Source organism: Mycobacterium sp. NGS58 (assembly GCF_059812385.1).
The window spans coordinates 33,692-57,326 of the sequence record NZ_JCALCO010000005.1 but is presented as its reverse complement, the minus strand read 5'-3'; the positions used below and the strand labels follow the sequence as shown (position 1 = coordinate 57,326).

Annotated in this window: 25 protein-coding genes and 1 pseudogene; 13 read left to right on the top strand and 13 right to left on the bottom strand. The window is 64.4% G+C overall.

The window, feature by feature from the left end; translation table 11 throughout:
* Window positions 1–56 precede the first annotated feature (56 nt).
* From AC5Y4H_RS06800 to AC5Y4H_RS06790, 3 genes are all read left to right on the top strand, one after another.
* Window positions 57–1,469, top strand: a complete 1,413-nt coding sequence (locus AC5Y4H_RS06800) for a PAS domain-containing sensor histidine kinase (RefSeq protein ID WP_499979686.1) — start codon at window positions 57–59, stop codon at window positions 1,467–1,469.
* Between the two features lie 81 nt (window positions 1,470–1,550).
* Window positions 1,551–2,474: a TIGR03564 family F420-dependent LLM class oxidoreductase gene (locus AC5Y4H_RS06795; RefSeq protein ID WP_499979684.1), complete on the top strand. Its 924-nt coding sequence runs from the start codon at window positions 1,551–1,553 to the stop codon at window positions 2,472–2,474.
* A 112-nt stretch (window positions 2,475–2,586) separates the two neighbouring features.
* The gene (locus tag AC5Y4H_RS06790; RefSeq protein ID WP_499979682.1) at window positions 2,587–3,369 is read left to right on the top strand and encodes an SDR family oxidoreductase; all 783 of its coding nucleotides are present in this window, start codon (window positions 2,587–2,589) and stop codon (window positions 3,367–3,369) included.
* Here AC5Y4H_RS06790 and AC5Y4H_RS06785 read toward each other — a convergent pair.
* The 6 genes from AC5Y4H_RS06785 to AC5Y4H_RS06760 form a co-directional block, all read right to left on the bottom strand.
* Window positions 3,362–6,262, bottom strand: coding sequence for an MMPL/RND family transporter (locus tag AC5Y4H_RS06785; RefSeq protein WP_499979680.1), 2,901 nt, complete (start codon window positions 6,260–6,262; stop codon window positions 3,362–3,364). The genes AC5Y4H_RS06790 and AC5Y4H_RS06785 overlap by 8 nt on opposite strands.
* On the bottom strand, window positions 6,259–6,693 hold the full coding sequence (locus AC5Y4H_RS06780) for an MmpS family transport accessory protein (RefSeq protein ID WP_499979679.1): 435 nt from the start codon (window positions 6,691–6,693) through the stop codon (window positions 6,259–6,261). Before AC5Y4H_RS06780 ends, AC5Y4H_RS06785 begins: the two co-directional genes overlap by 4 nt.
* Window positions 6,694–6,992: 299 nt before the next feature.
* Window positions 6,993–7,601, bottom strand: a complete 609-nt coding sequence (locus AC5Y4H_RS06775; protein ID WP_499979678.1) for a TetR family transcriptional regulator — start codon at window positions 7,599–7,601, stop codon at window positions 6,993–6,995.
* Between the two features lie 212 nt (window positions 7,602–7,813).
* Complete coding sequence (locus AC5Y4H_RS06770) at window positions 7,814–8,740, bottom strand: alpha/beta hydrolase (RefSeq protein ID WP_499979676.1); 927 nt, start codon at window positions 8,738–8,740, stop codon at window positions 7,814–7,816.
* Between the two features lie 71 nt (window positions 8,741–8,811).
* Entirely contained in the window at window positions 8,812–9,483 is a 672-nt protein-coding gene (locus tag AC5Y4H_RS06765) for an enoyl-CoA hydratase-related protein (RefSeq protein ID WP_499979674.1), read from the bottom strand.
* Entirely contained in the window at window positions 9,480–10,139 is a 660-nt protein-coding gene (locus tag AC5Y4H_RS06760) for a TetR/AcrR family transcriptional regulator (RefSeq protein WP_499979671.1), read from the bottom strand. The genes AC5Y4H_RS06765 and AC5Y4H_RS06760 overlap by 4 nt, the downstream gene beginning before the upstream one ends.
* 122 nt (window positions 10,140–10,261) lie before the next feature.
* Between AC5Y4H_RS06760 and AC5Y4H_RS06755 the strand changes: the two genes are divergently transcribed.
* The 3 genes from AC5Y4H_RS06755 (at window position 10,262) to AC5Y4H_RS06745 (ending at window position 12,673) form a co-directional block, all read left to right on the top strand.
* Entirely contained in the window at window positions 10,262–11,275 is a 1,014-nt protein-coding gene (locus AC5Y4H_RS06755; RefSeq protein ID WP_499979939.1) for a CobW family GTP-binding protein, read from the top strand.
* A 27-nt stretch (window positions 11,276–11,302) separates the two neighbouring features.
* On the top strand, window positions 11,303–12,130 hold the full coding sequence (locus AC5Y4H_RS06750) for an acyl-CoA thioesterase (protein ID WP_499979937.1): 828 nt from the start codon (window positions 11,303–11,305) through the stop codon (window positions 12,128–12,130).
* A gap of 312 nt (window positions 12,131–12,442) precedes the next feature.
* On the top strand, window positions 12,443–12,673 hold the full coding sequence (locus AC5Y4H_RS06745) for a DUF6400 family protein (RefSeq protein WP_499979670.1): 231 nt from the start codon (window positions 12,443–12,445) through the stop codon (window positions 12,671–12,673).
* 851 nt (window positions 12,674–13,524) lie between these two features.
* On the opposite strand, the gene AC5Y4H_RS06740 is transcribed toward AC5Y4H_RS06745, so the two are convergent.
* Together AC5Y4H_RS06740 and AC5Y4H_RS06735 are read right to left on the bottom strand one after the other, a co-directional pair.
* The gene (locus tag AC5Y4H_RS06740; protein WP_499979669.1) at window positions 13,525–13,680 is read right to left on the bottom strand and encodes a hypothetical protein; all 156 of its coding nucleotides are present in this window, start codon (window positions 13,678–13,680) and stop codon (window positions 13,525–13,527) included.
* 129 nt (window positions 13,681–13,809) lie between these two features.
* Window positions 13,810–14,418 (bottom strand): LGFP repeat-containing protein, encoded by a 609-nt coding sequence (locus AC5Y4H_RS06735; protein WP_499979935.1) that lies wholly within the window; start codon window positions 14,416–14,418, stop codon window positions 13,810–13,812.
* Between the two features lie 395 nt (window positions 14,419–14,813).
* Here AC5Y4H_RS06735 and AC5Y4H_RS06730 point away from each other — a divergent pair, with 395 nt between their 5' ends.
* A complete protein-coding gene (locus tag AC5Y4H_RS06730; protein WP_499979667.1) occupies window positions 14,814–15,272 on the top strand; it encodes an MPT63 family protein in 459 nt (152 codons plus the stop codon).
* Between the two features lie 34 nt (window positions 15,273–15,306).
* Here AC5Y4H_RS06730 and AC5Y4H_RS06725 read toward each other — a convergent pair whose 3' ends face one another.
* The gene (locus AC5Y4H_RS06725; RefSeq protein WP_499979666.1) at window positions 15,307–15,888 is read right to left on the bottom strand and encodes a dihydrofolate reductase family protein; all 582 of its coding nucleotides are present in this window, start codon (window positions 15,886–15,888) and stop codon (window positions 15,307–15,309) included.
* A gap of 141 nt (window positions 15,889–16,029) precedes the next feature.
* Here AC5Y4H_RS06725 and AC5Y4H_RS06720 point away from each other — a divergent pair, with 141 nt between their 5' ends.
* Window positions 16,030–16,740 (top strand): cutinase family protein, encoded by a 711-nt coding sequence (locus AC5Y4H_RS06720; protein WP_499979665.1) that lies wholly within the window; start codon window positions 16,030–16,032, stop codon window positions 16,738–16,740.
* On the opposite strand, the gene AC5Y4H_RS06715 is transcribed toward AC5Y4H_RS06720, so the two are convergent.
* Together AC5Y4H_RS06715 and AC5Y4H_RS06710 are read right to left on the bottom strand one after the other, a co-directional pair.
* Window positions 16,737–17,555 carry a PPOX class F420-dependent oxidoreductase gene (locus tag AC5Y4H_RS06715; RefSeq protein ID WP_499979663.1) on the bottom strand — a complete coding sequence of 273 codons (819 nt, stop codon included), beginning with the start codon at window positions 17,553–17,555 and terminating at the stop codon, window positions 16,737–16,739. The genes AC5Y4H_RS06720 and AC5Y4H_RS06715 overlap by 4 nt on opposite strands.
* A gap of 52 nt (window positions 17,556–17,607) precedes the next feature.
* A complete protein-coding gene (locus tag AC5Y4H_RS06710; RefSeq protein WP_499979974.1) occupies window positions 17,608–17,892 on the bottom strand; it encodes a hypothetical protein in 285 nt (94 codons plus the stop codon).
* Window positions 17,893–17,917: 25 nt separating this feature from the next.
* Between AC5Y4H_RS06710 and AC5Y4H_RS06705 the strand changes: the two genes are divergently transcribed.
* From AC5Y4H_RS06705 to AC5Y4H_RS06695, 3 genes and pseudogenes are all read left to right on the top strand, one after another.
* Window positions 17,918–18,139, top strand: a complete 222-nt coding sequence (locus tag AC5Y4H_RS06705; protein ID WP_499979933.1) for a hypothetical protein — start codon at window positions 17,918–17,920, stop codon at window positions 18,137–18,139.
* A gap of 52 nt (window positions 18,140–18,191) precedes the next feature.
* A pseudogene (locus AC5Y4H_RS06700) lies at window positions 18,192–18,893 on the top strand (serine hydrolase domain-containing protein); the annotation flags it as partial.
* Window positions 18,894–19,022: 129 nt separating this feature from the next.
* Complete coding sequence (locus AC5Y4H_RS06695) at window positions 19,023–19,376, top strand: DUF732 domain-containing protein (protein ID WP_499979661.1); 354 nt, start codon at window positions 19,023–19,025, stop codon at window positions 19,374–19,376.
* Window positions 19,377–19,379: 3 nt separating this feature from the next.
* Here the strand turns inward: AC5Y4H_RS06695 and AC5Y4H_RS06690 are convergent, their stop codons facing one another.
* Window positions 19,380–19,658, bottom strand: coding sequence for a hypothetical protein (locus AC5Y4H_RS06690; protein WP_499979659.1), 279 nt, complete (start codon window positions 19,656–19,658; stop codon window positions 19,380–19,382).
* A gap of 136 nt (window positions 19,659–19,794) precedes the next feature.
* Here AC5Y4H_RS06690 and AC5Y4H_RS06685 point away from each other — a divergent pair, with 136 nt between their 5' ends.
* Window positions 19,795–20,352, top strand: coding sequence for an FKBP-type peptidyl-prolyl cis-trans isomerase (locus tag AC5Y4H_RS06685; RefSeq protein WP_499979658.1), 558 nt, complete (start codon window positions 19,795–19,797; stop codon window positions 20,350–20,352).
* Between the two features lie 228 nt (window positions 20,353–20,580).
* Complete coding sequence (locus AC5Y4H_RS06680) at window positions 20,581–21,219, top strand: methyltransferase domain-containing protein (RefSeq protein ID WP_499979655.1); 639 nt, start codon at window positions 20,581–20,583, stop codon at window positions 21,217–21,219.
* Window positions 21,220–21,301: 82 nt separating this feature from the next.
* Here AC5Y4H_RS06680 and AC5Y4H_RS06675 read toward each other — a convergent pair whose 3' ends face one another.
* The gene (locus tag AC5Y4H_RS06675; protein ID WP_499979652.1) at window positions 21,302–23,581 is read right to left on the bottom strand and encodes a SpoIIE family protein phosphatase; all 2,280 of its coding nucleotides are present in this window, start codon (window positions 23,579–23,581) and stop codon (window positions 21,302–21,304) included.
* Between the last annotated feature and the right edge of the window lie 54 nt (window positions 23,582–23,635).

Below are 23,635 nucleotides of genomic sequence, written 5' to 3'. Positions count from 1 at the left end.
TGCGTGTGTCCGGACGGTAGCATCTTTGGAGCTCGAGGCAACGAGAGAGGGCCCTGATGACATCGCCCAGCGCCGAACGCTATCTGAGCGCGACATTACTCAACAAGAGCTTGCGGGAGCGTCTATTTGACGTTGACGCAATGGTTGATGTGATCACCGACTACGCGATCATTCAGCTCGATGCGAACGGTGACGTGGTCCGCTGGTGCCCGGGCGCAGAGGCGATGATGGGCCACTCGGTGGCCGAAGCGCTGGATCAACCTGTGTCCATGTTCTATACGGACGAGGACCGTGCCGCCGGGTTGGCCGAACGCGAGTTGGCTGGGGCGCGCGAATCGGGACGCATCGAGTTCGACGGCTGGCGGGTGCGCAAGAACGGTCAACGGTTTCGCGCCGGAGTGGTGCTGGCGGTGATAAAGGACGGCACGGGCGCCTTCACCGGGTTCACGAAAGTGATGCGGGATGTGACCGCCGAGCACCAGCGAGCCGAAACCATGTTTCATGCGTTGCTGGAGTCGGCCCCCGACGCGATGGTTATCGTCGGGCCCGACGGGCGCATCATGCTCGCAAACGCCCGCACCGACCAAATGTTCGGCTATCAGCGCGAAGATTTGCTCGGCAGGGAAATCGAGATCCTGATCCCGCCCCGGCTGCGCGACGCCCACGAACGGCATCGAGCCGGCTTCTTCCACAAGCCCGCGGCGCGGCGCATGGGGGCGGGTCTGCAGCTCTGGGGACAGCGTCGCAACGGGACAGTGTTCCCGGTCGACGTGAGCCTTAGCCCACTGCAGACCGAGCAAGGCGTGATGGTATCGGCGGCCATCCGCGATATCACCCAACAGTTGGCACTCCAGGCCGAGCTCGCCGAGAACCGCGCCCAGGCCGAAGTGCTCGCCGAACGTGACCGCATCGCCGGGGACTTGCAAGATCATGCAATCCAGCGCGTCTTCGCTGTCGGCCTCGCGCTCCAGGGCACCATCATGCGGGCACGTTCGGTCGACGTGCGGGAGCGCCTCAACACCGCGGTCGACGATCTTCACGCGGTCGTGCAAGATTTTCGCACGGCGATCTTCGACCTGCGTCGTAAACCCACCGATGTCACCGGATTACGCCAGCGTTTAGATGAAGTGATCGGCCGACTGTCAGAAGATCTGGCCACCACCGTTCAGTACAAGGGTCCGCTCTCGGTGGTTGAGGGTGCGCTGGCCGAAGAAGCCGAAGCTGTTGTCACGGAAGCGATCACAAACGCGGTACGGCACGCCGCCGCGACCAAGCTCACCATTGCCATCGAGGTTGCCGACGAGTTGTGCATCGACGTCGTCGATAACGGCAAAGGCTTACCCGACGACATCACGGAGGCCGGCCTGATGACATTGCGTCAACGGGCGGAGTCAGCCGGTGGCGCCCTCAATGTGGGTAAAGCCTCTGGCGGGGGCACCAGGCTGCGATGGGTTGCTCCGCTGCTGTGAACGCGCGGCGCCAGTCAGGTAGGCCTGGCCGTAGAGTTGGACGACGACAGCCGCGGGAGTGACGCAAAGGAGCGTGTGGCCATGCAGGTTTCCATGTTCGGGCAACTCAGCGGATCGGGCGGTGAATCGCCGATCGACGCAACGATCGCCAACCTCGCGATGCTTCGCGATGAAGGCTTCAAACGCGTGTGGATGAGCCAATTGCCCTACGAGCCAGACCTTCTCACTATCCTGGCAGTCGCCTTGCATGAGATCGACACGATAGAGGTGGCGAGCGGTGTCGTGCCCATCCAAAATCAGCACCCGATGCAGATGGCGCAGCGTGCCCTTACGGTGAGCCTCGCGTCGGGCGGCCGGTTCACGCTCGGGCTCGGTATGACACATCAGGCCGTCACGGAGGGGATGTGGGGCATCCCGTGGGACAAGCCGGTGCGCAGGCTCAACGAATTCCTCGACGGGCTACTGCCCCTGCTGGCTGGTGAACGCGCCGACGCGGTGGGGGAGACGGTGACCACTCGCGGCGCGCTGATGATTTCGGGCGCGCCGCGGCCCGAGGTATACATCGCGGCGCTGGGTCCCCAAATGCTCAAGCTCGCGGGCCGACGCACGTCGGGCACGTGCACCTGGATGACCGGACCCGCGACGCTGGCTGGGCACGTCGGGCCGACGCTGCGCCAGGCCGCCGCCGATGCCGGACGTGACGGCCAGGTACGCGTCGCCGCGTCGTTGCCCGTCAGCGTCACCGACGACGTCGACGCTGCACGCAAGCAGGCGGCCGAACAGTTCGCCATCTACGGCCAGCTGCCGTCGTACCGCGCGATGCTCGACCGCGAGGGCTATTCGGGGCCGGAGGACGCCGCCATCATCGGCGACGAGGACACGGTCCGCGGCCGGCTCGACGAACTGCGCGCCGCGGGCGTCGACGAGTACGTTGCGGCGGCGTTCGATCCGTCGCCGGAGGGCCGGGCGCGCACGCGGGCGTTGCTTCGCGCGTACGACTCCTGACGCGCAAAAATCGCCCGGCTCAGTACCGCGAGTCGCGTCTTTCTGACTCTGGTCATACACAGCCACCGGTACGTATGGTGCTTAGACGAACCCTCACGACAGGAGATACGCAGTGGCAGAACGGTTGGCGGGCAAGGTCGCCCTCATCAGCGGCGGCGCACGGGGGATGGGTGCGTCGCACGTGCGGTCACTTGCCGCCGAGGGGGCCAAGGTGGTGTTCGGTGACATCCTTGACGACGAGGGCAAGGCGGTGGCGGCGGAGGTCGGCGACGCGGTCCGGTACCTGCACCTCGACGTGACCAAGCCCGAGGATTGGGACGCGGCAGTGGCGACCGCGCTGGCCGAGTTCGGCCGCATCGACGTGCTCGTCAACAACGCCGGGATCATCAACATCGGCACGTTGGAGGATTACGCGCTCTCGGAGTGGCAGCGCATCCTCGACATCAACTTGACTGGCGTATTTCTCGGTATCCGCGCCGTGGTCAAACCCATGAAGGAAGCGGGTCGCGGATCGATCATCAACATTTCCTCGATCGAAGGCATGGCCGGCACCATCGCCTGCCACGGCTACACCGCGACCAAATTCGCCGTGCGGGGACTGACCAAGTCGGCCGCACTCGAACTGGGCCCCAGCGGGATTCGGGTGAACTCGATCCATCCGGGGCTTATCAAGACACCGATGACGGACTGGGTGCCCGACGACCTCTTCCAGACGGCGTTGGGCCGGGCGGCCCAACCGGTGGAGGTCTCCAACCTCGTGGTGTATCTGGCCAGCGACGAGTCCAGCTACTCCACCGGCTCGGAATTCGTCGTCGACGGCGGCACGACGGCCGGCCTGGGGCACAAGGACTTCTCCAACGTCGAGACCGACGCGCAGCCGGACTGGGTTACGTAGCGGCGGTTACCGATTCGGGCCGCTTGGCCGGCTGGGGCCAGGGCGACGGAACCGGGCGCTGACGGACCCGTTGCGGCCACCAGAACCACTTGCCCAGCAGCGCGGCAATGGACGGCGTCATCAGCGACCGCACGATCAGGGTGTCGAACAGCAGACCCAGCCCGATGGTGGTGCCGACCTGGCCGATGACCGTCAGCTGGCTGACAGCCATGGTCATCATCGTGAAGGCGAACACCAGGCCCGCCGACGTGACCACCGAGCCGGTGCCGCCCATCGACCGGATGATGCCGGTGTTCAGGCCGGCGTGAATCTCCTCCTTGAACCGCGCCACCAGCAGCAGGTTGTAGTCGGCGCCGACGGCCAGCAGGATGATGACGGACATCGCGAGCACCATCCAGTGCAACTCGATGCCGATGAGGTGCTGCCAGATCAGTACCGAAAGCCCGAACGACGCGCCCAGCGAGAGCAAGACGGTTCCGACGATGACCGCCGATGCCACCACACCACGGGTGATGATCAGCATGATGATGAAAATCAGGCACAGTGAGGCGATTCCGGCGATCAAGAGGTCATAGGTGTTGCCGTCGCTGAGGTCCTTGTAGATCGACGCGGTACCCGCGAGATAGATCTTCGAGCCTTCCAGCGGCGTGCCCTTCAAGGCTTCGTAGGCGGCCTTCTTGATCAACGGAATGTGCGAAATGCCTTCCTGCGACATCGGATCACCGTCATGGCTGATGATGAAGCGCACGGCATGGCCGTCGGGGGAGATGAAGTTCTTCATGCCCTTCTTGAACTCGGCGTTGTTGAACGTCTCCGGCGGTAGGTAGAACGAGTCGTCGTTCTTGGAGGCGTCGAACGCCTTGCCCATGGCGTTGGAGTTCTTCTGCGCCTCGTTCTGCTGGTCCTGCAGACCCTTCTGGGTCGAATACATGGTCAGCATCGTGGTTTTCATGGCCTTCATGTTTTCGATCATGGAGGGCATCAGTGCCACCATCTGGGGCATGAGCGTGTCGAGGTGATCCATGATCGGCAGCAGGCTCTCGATGTCGTCGGTCATCGTATCGATACCGTCCAGACCGTCGAAGACCGAGCGCAACGACCAGCACACGGGGATGTCGTAGCAGTGCTTTTCCCAGTAGAGGTAGCTGCGGATGGGGCGGAAGAAGTCCTCGAAATCCGCCATGTGGTCGCGTAATTCGTTGATGTCGATGGTCATGTCGTGCATCTTTTTGACCATCTGATGCATGTCATTGGTCATTTGCGCCGTGATGCTCTGCATCTTTTGCATGCTGTCGATGGTCGTCTGCATCATGTCCGCCTGGTGCAGCATGTCGGCCATCTGGTCTTCTTGGTACTTCTGGTTCATCTGCTGGGTGACGCCCTGCATGCTGATCTGGAACGGGATCGAGGTGTGCTCGATAGGCGTTCCCTGCGGGCGGGTGATGGCTTGCACGCGGCCGATCCCCGGCACCCGGAAGACCGTCTTGGCGATCTTGTCGATCACCAGGAAGTCCGCCGAGTTCCGCAGATCATGATCGCTTTCGATCATCAACACTTCGGGGTTCATCCGAGCCTGCGAGAAGTGCCGGTCCGCCGCCGCATAACCCTCGTTCGCAGGCAGATCCGCGGGCAGGTAATTGCGGTCGTTGTAATTGGTGCGGTAGCCGGGCAGGGTCAGCAGGCCGATCAGCGCCACACCGATCGTCAACACCAGGATCGGGCCGGGCCAGCGGACGACCAGCGCGCCGATCTTGCGCCACCCGCGAATGCGTTGCGTCCGTTTCGGTTCGAGCGTCTTGCCGAAACGGGTCGCCACCGCGATGACGGCCGCACCGAGGGTCAACGCCGCTGCGACCACGACCACCATGCCGATGGCGAGCGGAATACCCAACGTCTGGAAATACGGCAGGTTCGTGAAGTGCAGGCAGAAGGTCGCGCCGGCGATGGTCAAGCCCGACCCGAGCACCACGTGCGCGGTGCCCTTGTACATGGTGTAGTACGCCTCTTCGCGGGTCTCCCCGATAGCGCGGGCTTCCTGATATCGGCCTATCAGGAAGATCGCGTAGTCGGTGGCCGCCGCGATTCCCAACGTGACCAACAGGTTTGTGGCGAACGTCGAAAGCCCAATGAGCTTGAAGTAGCCCAGGAAAGCGACCATTCCGCGCGCGGCAGACAACTCGAGCACCACCATGACCAGCGTCAACAGCACCGTGATGACCGACCGATAGACCAACAGCAGCATGCCGATGATCACGGTGAACGTGGCTAATGTGATGAGCTGCAGACTGCGGTCGCCGGCCTCGTGTTGGTCCGCTGACAGCGCCGCGGGTCCGGTCACATATGCCTTGACGCCCTTGGGTGGCGGCACGCTCTTGACGATCTGCTGGACGGATTCCACCGACTCGTTCGCCAACGCCTCGCCCTGATTGCCGGCGAGGTAAACCTGGACGTAGGCCGCCTTGCCGTCATTGCTCTGCGCACCCGCGCCGGTCAGCGGATCGCTCCACATGTCCTGAACGTGCTCAACGTGTTTGGTGTCGGCGTCGAGCTTCTTGACGATCTGGTCGTAGTAGGTGTGAGCGTCGGCGCCGAGGGGATTCTGACCCTCGAGGACGATCATCACCGAGCTGTTGGACTTGTACTCGTTGAATATCGCACCCATGCGCTTGGTCGCGACCACCGACTGCGCATCGTCGGGCGCCATTGAGACCGAACGCATCTTGCCGACCTCGTCCAGCTGGGGAACGACGACGTTGAGCACCGCGATGATCGCGATCCAGCCCAGGATGATCGGCACGGCGAGCGTGCGGATGATCCTGGGGATTTTGTCGTGCACGGGCTCCTTGACGACGGGGATGGCGTCGGTGCGAGTGTCGTCGATTGTTGTGTTCATGCGGATTTCACCAAGCAGAAGGTCAGGGCGTGCACGCCTTGGGTCATGTTCTCGGCCTTGACTTCGTCATCGATGGTGATGCGGCAGCCGAGCGAATTGCCGTCGCTCTGTGCCGAAAGATTCGGGAAGACCGACGGGGCGGTGGTGCTCAAGACCAGCGTCCACGGCAGCGGCGCTCCGTCAATGCGTCTCGGGTCGGCGGACAGGTCCAAGTAGTTCACGTTGGCCTGGCTGGCCGAGCCGAAGACCTCGTACTTGACGACCTTGGGCTTGAAAGGCTTCGAATCATCGAGCCGAGGGCTGGTCATGATGCCGGTGTCGTGGGCGCCGAAAAACGATTTGACCCTGACGACCGCAAAACCGCCGACCACCACGACCGCCACGATCAGCAGTGGCAACCAGGCGTTGCGCACAAGTCTCGATATCTGCACCTAGGTGGTCCCTTCCCCATCACGCGGTCGTGACGCGGATCAGCGGTTGCGCGACCGGAGGTCGTGGACGGGTGAGCCCCCACACAGTCGCATTGCTCAACGAAGTACGTCGATTGCTACGGTTCGCGCGCGCTGGGCCGTCAAGCGCGGTGAATGCTGCCACCCACACCGGCTGACGTCCCCGGCATCGGCACCCGGCTCACCTGATTGCTGAAGCGTTCCCGGGTACCGCCACCAGCGCATAGTACATAATGTGCATATCGTGCAGTGTATGCAACATTTGCTACTGGTGTTTCAGGTCACTTTGTGAAGATGCTGTTCACCAGCGCGGCGGCACGCTCAACATAGGGCATCGGCGTGTCGGCCGTTTCGTCTGCCTTGCCGCTAGCCCACTTTTCGATGCCGGACCGAACCGCCGTGAGCGCCAGCGCGGAGATCAGCGCCGCCATCTCGTCGTCCGGCTTCATCGCCTGGCGACGCACGATGATATCGGTCAGCTGGTTTTGAAACCGCTCCAAGTCGGCGAGGAACGCGGCCAACACGGCGGGAGAGGTTTTGGCAAGTTCCAGCATGTGGGCCGCGTGTTCGCGTTGCGGCGGCACGTCGCGGAGGTGGTGGGCCGCCAGAGTGATCAGCTCCGCCAGCACTACCGAGTAAGGGGCGGGCCCGGCGGCGACGAAATCGGCCACCAGCGCGGGGGGTATGTCCGAGGGGCCATAGGCCAGGGCGGACTCTTTGTTGGGAAAGTAGTTGAAGAACGTGCGGGTGGCGATTCCGGCTTCCGCGCAGATCTCGTCGACCGTGACCTTGTCGAATCCGCGTTCCAGCGTGAGACGCACCGCGGCGTCGCGGATGTCGGCGCTCGTCTGGCGGCGACGGCGCTCTCGTAGCCCTACGGGATTGGCCATACACCATATAGTTGCACCTTGTGCACACTTTGCAGACAAAAGGTGCCGCATTCAAACTCGCGGTCGGTGTGCATGCTGGTCCTCAGCGAATATCGCCCAGAGGGGTCGGGCGACGACGGCCATGTGCTATTGCGACCATGCCCGACGTCAAGGCGCTTGTGCACAACGTGATTCGATTACCCTCGGCAAAAGGATCCGCCCGTTGACCGCGATCATCCGCTGGGAGTAAGGGCGCCCCGCAAATAGTCGCATTGGCTTTCGAAGAACCTGCTCGATATCGGTGCCTTCTCGGCGATCTGATCGAACGCATGGAACGCGCCCGGAACAATCTCCTCGTGCACCGGCACGCCCGCCTCACGCAGGCGCCGCGCGTACTCCAGGCATTCCTGGTAGAAGAGGTCCAGCGTTCCCACCCCGATCCAGGCGGGCGGCAGGCCCGACAGATCCGTTCGGCGCGCCGGTGCGGCCTCCTCGGGATCGGCCCCGTTGAGGTACCACTGCCAGGCGAGTTGATTGTCGGATTCGGTCCACATGATGCGCCTGGGGCCGTCGCGCTTGGTGCCGGTGCGATCGTCGAGCATCGGATAGACCAGCATTTGGAAGGTGAGGTGGACGTCGTCGCGGTCGTGCGCTCGCTGGGCGACCGCGGCCGCGAAATGGCCTCCGGCACTGGCCCCCCCGATAGCGACTCGATCGGGGTCAACCCACGGCTGGCGGGCCAGCCACAGCAGGGCCGCGTAACAATCTTCGACCGGTATCGGGTAGGGATGTTCGGGCGCCAACCGGTGCTCTACCGCGGCAATCGCGAACCCGGTGCGGCCGGACAGCTTGCGCAGGTACTTATCGTCCTGTGCCGCGTGCCCCATGATGGTTCCGCCGCCGTGGATCCACAGCAGTGCGGGTGCGCGGTCGGGAAGGCCGGCCGGGCGATGCAGGCGCACACTGACGTGCTCGTTGACGACGGCGACCGGCACGCTGCGGATACGTCCCGCATTGCCCATCAGGTTCATGACGGCGCGCTGAAACTTCAGGCCGCGGTGCAACGCGTAACCGCGAGGCACGAATCGCGCCACCTTGCGAAGGCCGGGATCCAACACTTGAGGAGACGTGAAGGCGTTGTCGGGGAGCCTGTTTGCCATCCAATGCCCTCTGTTCCCTTGAGCCGGCAGACATCCGACCATACAGGAACCGACTCCCTGTCCATGAGCGGTTAGTGCGACCCGCTTTTCTGATCGACCAGCGCGCGCACCGCGCCTTCGAACATGGTCTGTTTTATCGCGCCCAGCGTGCCTGAATCTTTGCCCTGCAGCGGGCGCACCATGTCGAGGGCCGTGTCGGTGACCGCGCCCTCGGCGCAGGTGGCGTCGACGATGCCGAAGTGTTCCGCATCGGGGCCGCCGAAGCGTCGGCCGGTAGTCATCGACGCGATCGCGGCGCGCGGCGTGAGTTTCGACTGGATGAGCGCGGCCATGCCGGGATTGAACGGGATGCGGATGTCTACCTCGGGAAAACAGAAGTACCCGCGGTCTTCACGCATCACGCGAAAGTCATGCGCGATGGCCAGCATCGCTCCGGCGCCGAATGCGTGGCCCACCACGGCGGCCGCGGTGGGCAGCGGAAGGGTCAGCACGCGTGCCAGGAGCTGGTGTACCCGGCCGATGTATTGTTCCCCCTGATCTGTGTGGGCGCCTAGCCATTCCAGGTCCAGGCCGTTGGAGTAGAACTTTCCGCTGGCCGTTGTGATCAGCCCTTCGGCCCCATCTGCGACGGCTTGGCCGAGCACATCATCGACGTCATCCAGAAACGCAGGGGAGAAACGGTTCTCGTCCTCACCCAGGCGGACGATGGCGATTTTGTCGGCGTAGTCCAATGTGACGGTCATGTGTTTCCTCTTGAGTTGCGCTTGCAGTTACGAAGGTTCGTCGTCGGGGTCGCGGGTCCGACCGCCAGCACGGCGCGTACCGCCGTATGCAGCTGCGCGCGTGCGGTGACGCTCCCCAGCCGGTCGCGGCGCAGCAGCAACGCGGTCGGCAGGTCGACGACGCAGCTGGTTATCGCGTCGACCGCCGCCGCGTCCTTGCGGTCCCAGACCGCAACGGCAAGCCGCACCATTAATGCCACGAGAAGCTTGTCGAGACGTCGAAGCTGATCGGCAACATCGTCGGGAACGTCGGCGGCGAGCACTTCCTCGCGGCGCACGCGCAGCACGAGCGTTGATGAGCCGGGATGCTGCTCGGTAAACGCCACCGCAGCGTCGGCAGCGGCCACCACGGCCTCGGTGGGGCCGTCCGGGTCGCCGCTGGCGAGTGCGTCGTCGACCAGCGAAGTCTGCACCGCCAAAAATCGCTGACCCGCCCGTAGCCAAGCCTGTCCCATCAGCCCACCCCGCGATGTAAACGTGTGATACACAGCGCCGTTGGACACACCCACCGCCGCGCTGATCGCTCGGATGGTCACCGCAGTGGGGCCCGATCGCGCCACCAGGTTCTCGACGGCGTCAAGTACGGCGTCGGGATCATGTACGCGCGGGCGGGGCACGAGGCCACTATAACAGAGCAACCGCTCTGTTATAGTGGGCGCTGACTGAGTCGGCCTTGAGCTTTGTGTCCGGGACCACGGTTAGCATCGAATATCCGGATGCCGATGTGGAGGGCAAAGCTTTGACTGCGATACCCGTCATCGCGCTGACAGGCCATCTCGGAGCCGGTAAGACGACGCTGCTCAACCACCTACTGCGTCATCCGGGCACGCGGATCGGCGTGATAATCAACGACTTCGGCGACATCAACATCGACGCCGGCCTGGTGGCCGGCCAGGTCGACGAGCCGGCTTCAATCGCCGGAGGCTGCATCTGCTGCCTGCCCGATGATGGCGGCCTCGATGACGCACTCATCAAGCTTGCCGATCCGGCTCGCCGCCTCGATGCCATTGTGGTCGAGGCCAGCGGCCTCGCCGATCCGGTGGCGATTGCGCGGATCATCGGCTTCAGTCAGATCCGCGGGGTCCGGGCAGGCGGCCTTGTCGACGTCGTAGATGCCGTGAACCACTTTGACACCATTGACTGCGGCACGGTGCCGCCCCTGCGCTACGGCGCCGCGTCGCTGATCGTGGTCAACAAGCTGGACCGGGTGCCTCAGAACGCGCGGTCGGCAGTGGTGCAACGCGTCGCACGGCGTGCGGAGCAACGTAACCCGCGAATACACGTCGTGGGTGCAACGGCCGGGCGGATAGACCCAGAGCTGCTTTTCGACGCCGCTGCCACCGACGCCGATGTGGGGCAACTTTCGTTTCTGGACCTGGCACCGGGGTACCACCACGACTCCGACCACGTCCATGCTGACGCGGTCACAGTCAGCAGCCCCGGTTGTGTCGACCCCGAAGCGCTGTTGGACCTTCTCGAAGACGCACCGCCGCAGGTGTTCAGGCTGAAAGGCATTGTGGCCGTGCAGCACCGCACAACCGTGCACGACTATGTCGTCAACCTGGTCGGTGACGCAATCGACATTCGGAAGGCGCCGCCGGGGACTACCGCCAACTGCCTGGTGGCGATCGGGATGGACCTGGACACCGACATCGTCCGAGCCAGACTCGACCGGGCACTGCAGCCGGCAACGGGGCCGGCGGCGGCGCGGGCATTAAGGCGGCTACAGGTGTACCGGCGCATCAGCGCGTGAGACGCGATCCGGCAAGATACGTCGGTGATGTCATCTTCGCTGGGCGACGTGCTCGCCACCTTGGAGCTCGAGAGGGTCGACCAGTGGCTCTTCGTCGGGCAGCAATTGGGCGCGCCCGCCAACCATATTCTCGGCGGCCATATTTCGGCTCAGGCATTGTTGGCGGCAAGCCACACGGCGCCGGGTCGCGCACCGCACAGCGTCCACACGTACTTTCTTCGGCCTGGCGATTCGCGTCGGCCGGTTGACTTCGAGGTTGTTGACCTGCAGGAAGGTCGTACGTTTTCGGCGCGACGGGTCACGGCGCGCCAAGACGAAAGAATTCTGATGGAAGCGATGTCGTCATTCAAAGTAGCCGATACCGCACCCGGTTTGGTCGCCTACCAATCACCCATGCCCGAAGCTGCCAGCCCAGCGTCGCTGCCGTGGGTTGCGCCGCACCTGGCCGAGTCCGATGAGAGCACCCGAGGGCGCTGGTCGAGCCTGCGCTGGTTCGAGCGCCGAACCATCGGCGCACAGGAGGCTCCACCCGCGCGGACGCTGATGTGGTGGCGACCCGACGGCGAGGTTCCCGATGATCCTGTGCTGACCGCCAGCCTGGTGGCTTACCTGTCGGCGGTGACGCTGACCGAACCGGCATATACCGCACGCGGTGGTGTCGGGGCGTCAGCCCAGCGTGATCATTCAGTATGGTTCCACGCGCCGGCGGACTTATCGGATTGGCTTCTTTACGACCGGTCGTCACCGAGCAGCGCCGGTTCGTTGGCGTTGGCGAGTGGGACGATGTTCAATCGCAGCGGCGAACTGGTGTGCACGGTGAAGCAAGAGATGTACTTCCCGCCGCACACCGCCTGACACCGTATCCGCAGCGATGCGCCATCGATCGCATTGCGCTGCAATGATATTCGTCACAGTGACGTATTGGTGGCGATCGGCGGGGAGGGGTAGGGGAGCCCGCCGGTCGGGTTGCGCCATGCAAAACCCCGCGACTCGCGATCGTCGCCTTTCACCTCAACCCGCGGTTGAGGGATTGTCGGTAGCGCATGTATCTGCGCGCGAGTGTGACGCACCTCAACCGCCGACAGTGACGCAGGTCATAGCGTGACCGGCGCCAGTTAGGGAATCCTAACCGTTCGTTTGCATATCTATCTATTGGCTGGGAGCGAGATGGCCGACCTCGAGTTTGCCTATGACCTGACCCTCGACGAGGCACGCCGGCGCAGCGCTGTGCTCGAAGCGATAGGTGACGACTGGGACCCCGTCGCAGTGCTCGCCGAGGAGCAGAAGGCCAACGACATGCTGTACTCGAATCTGGATGACGAGCAGCAGCGGATCTACGACGAGTTGGTCCGCGAAGGTGTACTTCCAGAACGGACGACAGCTCGTGTTTCCGATTGATCCGACCGCCGACCGCAGCCGCCGCGCATGGCTGCCGTGCCCGTGCTGCGATCACGGCAGCAAATGTGGTGAGTGCCGAAGCAGTCGAAACTGCGACACGCATTGGCAGTATCTGCTGAGCAACCGGGGCACGCTGGTGCACCTGCAGTGCTCGGACTGCGGCTATCTCTGGTCGACTGACACGCACCGCCGCGCGCGTTCCAGGCGGCGGGGGCACCGGCCGAACTAGACGCGGGCCGACCGCGCAGCCCAATATCCCTGCGCTGCAAGCGCATTCGTCACAGTGACGTATTGACGGCGATGGGCGGGGAGGGGAATGGGGGTCCCGGGGGTTGGTGCATTGCCCTTCTCGCCTCGCCGGCTCGCGACATCGCCGTCATGCCGTCCATGGTCAGTGATGTTCGGCGTGCTCGCTACGCGCCGGAGCAACGTTGGGCGCGGGTTTGGGCCGGCCGTCGCGACGTGCCAAAGTCCATGCGGGTCAGAGCTATTCGTCACTGTGACGTATTGATGTCGGTGTCAGCGGAAAGCCGGGAGGGGCAAACGGACGCCCGCTGCACGCGCGCGTCGGCCCCAGTGGCGTGACGCCTCGTATGTCCTTTCCGACACGCACCGGCCCGGCCCGCTCGAACCCAGGATTAGCCGAGCTGTCGGGGGGTCGTCGGTGGGCGACGTCGCGATGGGTCGGCCACGACCCGTCAATGGAGTTGGCTTGCCCGAACTCGGCTATAGCGTCTACCGATAAGCGACATTATGTTAAGTAGGACGCACCGATCGCGAGGCCTGAAGATGGCTGGTGACCAGCCAGTATCCGCCCTTTCAGGCCCCAGCGGCTGAAGTCACGCGACGCGTCAAAACCACACTTTTCGGCCGGCGACGGGACGGCCCACCGCGCCCAAAATCCACAAGATGATGCCGACGACGACCAAGATGCCGCCAATCGTGTAGAGAATGCTGATCCCGGTGAAGTAGCCGACAACGAGAAGGATGATGCCGAGGATGATCACGGTGGCTCCGATCTAACGGGCGGCCGCGGCCGATGCCGCTTGACTGCGCATACCCGTCGTGCGGATTCTAAATCTTAGGTTCGCCTTCCGTGGGCATTGTCGCGCGGTCGGTCGAACGCTCGATTCGGGCTATAACCCGGACGGAACGTTTTTGCCGTTTACCGTCACTTGGACCTGGCCGGTCGTCGGGTTGTAGCCGATCGAGCCGTGCTCGAAGTTCGACACGAGCAGATCGCCGACGGCGTTTTGGTCGCTGATGGGCAAGCCCAGCGGGCCTGCCGAACCGTTGGTGCCGGTGGGCGCAGGCGTGCCGTCCGGGTCGCGTGGAATATTCCAGGCCTCCCGGATTTTGCCGAGGATGATATATGCGGGCGTGCCGGATTCGTCGTTCTTGGCGGTGATCGCGCCACCCTGGAATTGCTGAAATACGACGCCGCTCTCCCGCTTCCCCGCGTTGCGGTCACCCGTCAGCGGCTTGCCGAGAGCGCGCTTCTGATCCTCGGTGGCCGACGCGTACTTGGCTGCGATCGGGCCGGTCAGGGTCACCTCGACGTCGCGCTCCCCGACGATTTTCACCTCGGTGGGCGCTGCTGGGGTGGCAGACGCAGAGGTGGCGTGCGTCCCGGCCTGAGGCGATGCCGACGCGTCGACGGTCTTGCCATTGCTGCAGCCCACAGTGATCAGCGCGAAGGCGGCCAGGCCGACGACTGCCGCGTGGCGGTATGCGATCGTTCTCATGCGCTTCCTCTCGCGTTGTGTGGTGTGGATCAAGTTGCCGGCTGGGCCTCAACGCCCGGCCGGGGCAAAAGCCGAACCGCTTGAGTGGCGCAGGCGGTCACGGTCTTCGTGGCTCCGAACGAACTTACAGTGTGGTGATAGACAGCGAGCCGGAGCACCTGAGTAAGGGTCACCGGGGCTCGGGGAAATCATCGGAGCGATGTTGTGCCGCGTGTTCATGTCGGCTGTTGCGAAGAATCACCTGCCGCTTTCTACCTCCGCCGGTGAGAAGTTCACAAAAGAATGGCTTAGGGAAGCAAATTGCGTCGATATCGGGTTTGAAATGCCGAGCTCTGGATAAACCATTCTCAAGTTGCCGGTGCTGGATAGCCGGCGCCTCACGAAGGGAGCCCGACGTGGCGTTCTCACAAATTGCATCGAAAACAACAGCAGCGACGGCTGTGTTGGCGGCGGCCGGAATCCTCGCGGCGACACCGGCATTCGCCGATCCGCAAGTGCTGCAATTTGGCCAGATGGCAGAGCTCTCCAGTAATGGCGGAACCATCGACTACACCGTGAGCAACCTGCAGCCCAGCGGCCACAACGACGGTATCTGGTACTCCGACGTCACGGCCAAAGGTGTCAGCGGTAATGCAACTCCGAACATTGCCGACTTCAACGCCCGGGCGGTCAACAGCTCTACGTTCGCGGTGATGAAGGGCAACCAAACCGACGGGCTTCCTGAGGGCCCACTCCCCCTTGGCAGCCCGGTTACGGGGCGCATTTACTTCGACGTTCGCAACGGCACGAACCCCGACAGTGTCGTCTACAGGGACGCCGGAGGAACGGACAAGGTCGTCTGGAAAGGGCAGTAACTCAAAAACCGCCTCGCCGGGTGGTGCGCTGCGCTCAGGCATGCAGGGTCGGCCGGTAGGTGAGTTCTTGAATATTGCCATCTAGCGTTCGGCTGTCGATCAACTCGAGGTCGAAGTCCGCCGCCCCGCGAAAAATCGGCGCATCACCGGTTCGGCCGGTGATGACAGGGAAAAGCGTCACTTGAACCCGGTCGACCAGGCCTGCGGCCATCAGCGCCCGGTTCATCGACAGGCTGCCGTGCGAGCGCAACGGCACGTGAGATTGCTCCTTGAGTCGGGCGACGACATCGACGGCGTCGCCGCTCACGATCGTCGCATCGGGCCAGTCCGGAGGCCCATCCAGCGTGGTTGACACCACCGTCGCCGGGAGGTGCCGCATCCGCGTGACCCACGGGTCGCGTACATCGGAATCCTCGGAACTCGCGGCCATCATTTGGGTGAACAGCCGATATGTGTTGGCGCCGAGAACCATTCGCTGCCTCTCGCTATACAGCCCGAGGCGACGGGCGAGCAGTTCTGGGCCTTGCTTGCCCCAGTAACCGCCCCAATCGCCGCCGCTCACCCCGCCGAAGCCGTCGACACTGGAGAACACGTCGAAGGTATAGGTGGCGGTCATTGATGGTCTCCTCGAATGGGGTGCGTTGCGGATACAGACTGCAAGCCAGGACGAAACTCATCGCGTCGACTTCGTTGGTCTCAGTCCCTGTCGCCAGGCAGGCCCTGGTTTCGGCGCAATGGCGTCTGGGCATTCGCAGGCATGAGCTCGCTACGATCCATTTGTCTTCTCGCTAGTGCGGCAGTGACAGCCTGGGCCGGGATGATCTGCGCACCCGTCCCAGCGGCCTCCGCGCAGCCATGCCCCGACGTAGAAGTCGTGTTTGCCCGCGGTACCGGCGAGCCACCCGGGGTTGGCGGGGTCGGGCAGGCGTTCGTCGACGCGCTCGGGTCGCGAGTGGGCGGCAGGTCGGTGGGGGTCTATCCGGTCAATTACGAGGCGAGTAGCGACTTCAACGGCGGCGTCGATTTCGCGAGAACCTTTGTCGACGGGATTAGGGACGCGGGCACTCACGTCGAGTCCACCGCGTCGAACTGTCCGAACACCAAAGTGGTGCTTGGCGGGTACTCCCAAGGTGCAGCCCTGGCGGGTTTCGTCACGTCGGCCGCTGTGCCCAAGGAAATACCACAGGAGTTCGTGTCCTACGTACCGCAGCCGCTGCCGCCCGCGGTGGCTAATCATGTGGCCGCGGTAGTCCTGTTCGGAACTCCGTCCAATGAGTTCCTACGCGACGCCGGCGCGCCGCCCATCACGATTGGTCCCCTGTACGCGGCCAAGACCATTCAGTTGTGCGCCCCGGATGACACGATTTGCAATGGCGCCCCTCCGGGGCCACCCGGCATCGCGCACACCATGTACGCGGCTAACGGAATGACGGGTCAGGGCGCGGATTTCGCTGCACGTCACCTTTAGTCGGCGCGGGCGAACTCCGATGCCGGGGTCAACTCAACGTGTATGGTGCGGCCATACTTCGACCGCATCAGCCGGTGTGCCAGCGGCACCAACAAGCCGTGCAGGATCGGATACTTTTGCCGCAGCAGGCGTCCCGCGTCCGCATACTCATCCCCGTCTACCAGGCGTACGGTGCCACGCATCGGTGGTCCCGTGACTTTGCCGGATGCCGTTGCCGCCGCAATCTCGACCCTCGGACTGCGCCGAATCCGGCGCACTTTGACTGCCCGCTCAAAACTGCGAAAGTAGGCGCGATCGCCGTCCACCACGATGCTGACAGGACTAGAGCCCGGGTCGCCGTTCTTACGAAAGGTGGTGAGCGAGATCGTCTTCTGCCGCACGAACGGTGCCAATGCCGAATGGGCCGCCGTGCCAACGGTTCCCAGCACATAGCCGAGTTGCCGCAGCCGCAACGCGAACGCCAAGATCAGCACCACAGACACCGCACCGAGCGCCCACGCCTGCGCGGCAGAACCACCCACGTCGAGATCTATAACGTGATTGACAGTGTGCACGGTGTTCGCCACGATGAATCCGGCGAGCGCGGTGGCCAATGCGTCGGACCAGATCAGAGCAAGAAGCAGGGTGACGCCCAGGCCCAGCTGGAATGCGCCCACGTCGTGCAAGAAGTGACGGTGCGCTTCAAAGCCCACCGCATCGGCGAACGACTGCGGCTCGATCAGGCACCAGATCCCAATCCCCGCGGTGACGACCGCCGCAATCACCGTCACGGCGATTAAGTAGAACCGCGCCACCGTATTCAAGCGATCCATCATTCTCACCCTTCCGACAATTCCTTCTCTTCCTCATTGATGACGACGCAGGGCATCAGCGTGTGACGGCGAGCGAGATCCGGATCATGTGGCGGCATGGTTTGCTCCCGACTCGGGGCCGCTCATCGTAGGCTTTGGGCATGCGCTCGAGTCGGTGTGCCGTCGCGGCGATCGTCAGCATTGCAGCGGCCGGGATTGCCCCGACGGCATGCACCACGAGCACCTCCGGACAGGCGGTACATACCACCAGCGGTGGGGGCACCACCTCGCAGATCGCGTCGTCACCACCGGTGTCGACGTCCACGGCGCCCACCGGCCAGCCGGTCGGCACGGCGGTCATGAGGGTCAGTGGCGGTAATACCCCGGTGACCATTCGGTACCGGATCAACGGAGGCCCGGAGCAGACCGAGCCCAATGTGCCTCTGCCGTGGGAAAAGCAGTATTCGGTCTACAACGAAGTGGAGTCGCAGGTCAGCGCCGACGGCGGGGACGTCGCCCTCACCTGCACGATCATGATGGATGGCGACAAGCTCGTCGCCTTGAAGAGTGAACCACGGCCCACATGTAGCTTCGCCTACTGGGGCTAACGGCCAACGCTATCGGGATTCGCGCCGTCAGCAGGTTTCTCGCAGGCCGTGCTTTTCGGAGAATTATCAAGATCCGGCCGCGGAGATACATCTTCTCGACCAGGCGGTGGGCTGGGCGCCCAGGATCGGCCCAGGCTCTCCCGGCACGCTGCAAGAGTTCCTGTTGACCTTGCGGCGAAAGTCCGCTCACGGTGGCCCGTTCGAATATCGTTCGTGTGAAACAGATGTGCTGGGCTGGATCTGCGAGGTCGCCGGCGGCCGGCGAATGCCCGAACTGATGTCGGAACTGCTGTGGAGCCGCATCGGGGCCCAATGCGACGGCACGATCGGCGTAGATGCCGGCGGCACAGGGTTTTTCGACGGCGGCATCAGTGCCTGTCTCACCGACATGATCCGTTTCGGTTCGCTGCTCTTGCGCGACGGTGTCTCGTTGACCGGCCAACAAGTGGTGCCTGCGCCGTGGATCGCGGACACCCTCGACGGCGGGCCCGACTCGCGACAGGCATTCGCCGCCAGCCCCGACGACAACGAAATGCCCGGCGGGATGTATCGCAACCAGATGTGGTTTCCCTATCCCGGTAACGACGTCGTGCTGTGCCAGGGCATGTGCGGTCAGATGATCTATGTCAATCGCGCCGCGGAGCTGGTCGCCGCCAAGTTATCCACCCAACTGGACTCTCATGAGCCGCACATGCTCGACACGTTGCGCGCATTCGATGCGGTGGCACGCGAATTGGCGGGAATCGCTGACTAGCCCGGCGCCGCACGCCCAGAATTTCGGCGGGCCGCTTGTGCGAACATTGGCTATTCTGCTGACTGTCTTACTTTCCAGCGGCACGCTTTCGACGGGCCTGATCGCGCCACGAAGATTGGAAGGGAACCAATGCCCTCACCTCGGAGGCTGGCCACGATCGCTGTACCCGTAGTGGTTGCCGCCGCGGTTGTGAGCAGCCCCGGCAGTGCGGCCGCCACCCCCCAGGATGACGCATACCTCGCGCAACTGCGCGCCGTCGGCCTCACGTGGCCGCCGAAGACGGAAGAGGCACTGATCGCTGAGGCGCACGACGTGTGTTACGACCTCACCTGGGGCTGGACGCCGCAGCAGATCGCCGACGATCTGCACGCCCGCCTGGACACGAAAGGCGTGACGTTGTTAGACGTCGGAAGCCTGGTCAACGCGGCCCACTCGATCTATTGCCCCGGCAACGTGTGCGACGCCCCCAGCCTCTGCACGTGACAGTCACGGCCACGGGAAACCGGGCGCGGGCGGGGGCACCTGCGACTGGTCGACTCCGACGAAGTTATAGACGGGGCCCGACGGCCCGCGAGTAACTGTCACGGCAAACCAGTGGCACACACTCAGGTCCGTCCCCGGCGGAACCGGAACCGTGTACTCCCAGTGCCCTGGGCAATAGTGCCAATAGGACGGGCCGGCCTGAGCCGACGCCGCTAGACCCAAGCCGGCGACCACGCAGCCACCCCACGCCAGCGGCACCGCAATGATCCGAGTGATCTTCATGGTGACTTCCTTTCCGCGCGCCGCGTCGCGTCATTGCGACAAGTGCACCCGAACCGGTCCGCTACCGATCACAACACGACCACTTGGCGCAGGCCTACCGGTAGGCAACGCCAGCACTGGCTGTAGCGTGTCGGCCGTGAAATCCTCCCGGACGTATTCCTCCGTCGCGCTCGCGGCTTCTGCCGCAGCAACCGCTATGACGGTCGCTGCGGCGGGGCCGGCCACCGCGGCCGGCTCGTGCCCCACCGCAGCACCGCCAAATGGCGGAACGCCGGACTGGACGCTGAGCGGCACCACCGGCAGCGTTGCGGTCACCGGGTCCACGGATACGACCGCTCCGCTGGTGAACGTCACCGCACCGTTCGGCGTGAGCCAGACCCAGGTGCACACGCTGCACGCCGGAGATGGACCGGTGGTCTCCAGCACCGCCAGGGTCTCCGTCTGCTACATGGGCGTCAACGGCCGTGATGGGTCCGTCTTCGACAGTAGCTATCAGCGCGGCGCACCGGTCGACTTCCCGCTCGCCGGAGTCGTGCCGGGCTTTCAGAAAGCCATCGCGGGTCAAAAGGTTGGATCCACGGTTGCCGTCGCGATGGTCCCGGCGGATGGCTACCCCGAAGGTCAGCCCAGCGCCGGGATCCAGCCCGGCGACTCGCTCGTCTTCGCGATCAAGATCCTCGACGCCGCGGGATAGCGCGGCCGCCGGATCCCTTGTGTCTCAACCGCGTAACGGGCCGAACATGAGTGCCGGGATCTGTCTCGAGTTATCAAGCGACGGGCGTGGATGTCGCGATACTCGCGCCAGGGCCTGAGCGCGCCGTCAAGAGAACCGTGTGGTCCAGCGTGACGGTGTTCGCTGCGCAGCCTCGATCACTTCTTCAATATCCATGCCGCACCAGCACCCGTGCCCTACGGTCGTGGGATGGGGGTCCGGGGCGCGATGATGAGGGGCATTGCGAAGCAGCTTGGTCATCCAAGCGGTGTACGGGGGCGGATGGTCGGTGCGGCGCTCAATCGGGGCAATCGGCGCTTCGTGAGCGCCGCCGCGCGGGCGCTGCAGCCCGGTGCTGGATCCGCGGTCGCCGATGTTGGATTTGGCGGCGGCGTCGGGCTGGGATTCCTGCTTGACATGGTCGGTCCGTCGGGCAAGGTCCACGGTGTCGAGGTATCGGAGACAATGCTCAGTCGGGCCTCGCGGCGATATCGGCGCGACATCGCGACCGGACGCCTGGCGCTACATCCGGCGTCGATGATGGAGCTTCCCTTTGCCGACGGAGCATTGAGCGGCGCACTCACCGTCAACACCATCTACTTCGTCACTGAACTGGATCGGGCGTTCACGGAGCTGGCCCGGGTGATAGCCAGCTCGGGTCGAATCGTCATCGGGATGGCCGACCCCGATGTCATGGCCAGAATGCCCTTCACCGGGTACGGCTTTCACCTCCGCCCCGTGCCCCAGGTGCTCGACGCGTTGCACAGCACCGGCCTCACGGTCGAACACCGTCGGGTGAGTCAAGCCGACAACGCGCCGCATCTGTTGATCGCCACGCCGCCGCGCTAAAGCTCGAGGGTGGCCGGACTTTCGAGGGTTGCGGTTGCTCAGGCGCGCGTGCCTGCTGAAATGCAAAGCACTGCAGAGGAGTTCACGTACGGCGCACCGTGATGATGGTGACGTCGTCGTCGGTATGGCCCGATGCCATCGCCGTCCAGATTTGGGTCGCCGCCGCACCACCGGTCCGGCCGAGGGTCTCGGCCAGCAGGTCGAGTCCATCGTCGATGGATACACCGCGGCGTTCCACCAGACCGTCGGAGAACAAGACCAAGCCGTGCCCCGGCTCGATGGTGAAAGCGCTGGGTGCGTAGCTGACGCCCTTGACGCCGATCGGTGGCGACAGCTTGATCGGCGCCGGCACTGCCGTCGGGCTCGTCAGGTACGGCATCAAATGCCCTGCCGAGGCTGCCTCCACCTGACCGGATCGGAGATCGACCCGCGCGGCAATGACGGTGGCGAACGCGCCACGCAGCATGTGCAGGCAGAAGTCGTTGAGCTGTTGTAGCGCCTCGGCGGGTGTGGCGCCGGCGAACAACTGGGCACGCAGCGCGTTGCGCAGCGCCGCCATGGTGCCGGCAGCTGCGATGCCATGCCCTGCCACGTCGCCGATCAAGACGATCAGCCGGCCGTCGCGAAGCTCGAACGCGTCGTACCAGTCCCCGCCGACGTTATCGCCCGCGGCGGGCTCGTAATGGGCGGACAGCTCCCAGTTTTCGAGCGTCGGGATCGACTCGGGCAGCAGGCTACGCTGCAGCGTCTCCGCCACGCGCAGAGCTCCCCGCGTACGGCTGTACAGCGACTCGACCAAGTGGCGCCGCAACGACTCGGCGGATTCGATCTCGCTCGACGACCACGGTTCACTGCGTCGATGGACGATCTCTCGCCACCGGTCGAACGATTTGCGCGGGCTGAGCCGAAAATCGTCGCCCTCGGCGCCCGCGATCGCCTTGTTGTACGGGTCGCCGCCCCAGTCCACCGAGCGCAGCACCTCTTTACGGAACCACATGGCGTATTGCCCATCAGGCAGGTTGAGCACCAGCGCGCCGGCGGCCAACTGCGCGTCGAGATCGAGCTCGGGCAATGCGCGGGACAGGCACTCGCTGCTCGCGATGTCGTCGTCCACGTCACGCGCCCAGCCGGCGACGGCGGACACGACTTCCGGCGGTGGAACCGAGCCACGCGTACGGAAGTCGCCCCCGATGTCGATGACCACGCCGTCGGCGGGCACGAGGTCAAGCAGGTCGGGTGCGCCGAGCAGCGCCGCCGACAGCGGCTCGCCATCATCGAGCGTGGCGGCGGTGAGCTTGCCCAGGATGGCCTGCGCGGCCAACCGCTTATGCAGTTGTTCGTCCTCGAATCGGTCGACCAACCGCAGCGACAAGGTCGAGCCGAGGAACTCGGCTGCCGCCCGGGTGCCGAACGGCGGCAGGTGCGGTCCCGAGTAGTGGTGGCAGGCGATCAGGCCCCACAACCGCCCCTGACGAAGCAACGAGATCGACATCGACGCGTGCACGCCCATGTTCTGCAGATACTCGATGTGGATCGGCGAAACGCTGCGCAACGTGGCATACGTCAGGTCCAGGGGCGCGTTGCCCACCGGGTCGATGCTCGGCACCAGCGCCGCCGGCGTGTAGTCGACGTCGGAGATCAGCCGGATCCAGTTCTTCTCGTACAGCGCGCGCGCTTGCGCTGGGATGTCGGTCGACGGGTAATGCAGGCCGAGGAAGGAGTTGAGGTCGTCGCGCTTGGACTCGGCGACAACCTCGCCGTTGTATTCCTCGTCGTAGCGGTACACCATCACCCGGTCGAAGCCGGTCAGGTCGCGAACGGCGCGCGCGGCGATGGCATACAGCTCGGTCAGCGTTAAGGCCCGGTTCAACTCCTCCACCGCACCGCGGACCGCCTGATAGGTGTTCGGGAACGAAAACGGCCGCTCCCCGTAGGCGATCTCGAGTTCCACCAACACCACACCGCCCGGCTCACGGTGCAGGATCGCGTCGAACGCCCGCGACTCCCCGGCGACCTCGATGGTGAACTCGAGCGGGTTGTTCTGGCGCAGACTGCCGAAGGTCGCCGCGGCCTGCTCGACGCGGCCGGCCTGCTCGGAACCGATCAGTGCCGACAGGTGCCGGCCCAGGACGGTCTCAACGGGACGGCCGAGCAAATCGGCGACGTTGGCGCTGACCTGACGCACCTCGAACGCGGGCTCGCGCACCACCGCGAGCACACCGCGCGGCTGGATGCTGCCGGGGATGTGGATCGGCTCACGCGCACAGTTGTCCAGGTCGATGGGGGTGCCGACCGGCACGAGATCGTCGACCGGCTGATCCGCGGTCACCGGTGGCCCAACGAGCCGCTCGTCGCTGATCACGCGAGCGGCTTCATCGGATTGGTGAGGGGTAGCAGCCAGACCTCCAAACTATCA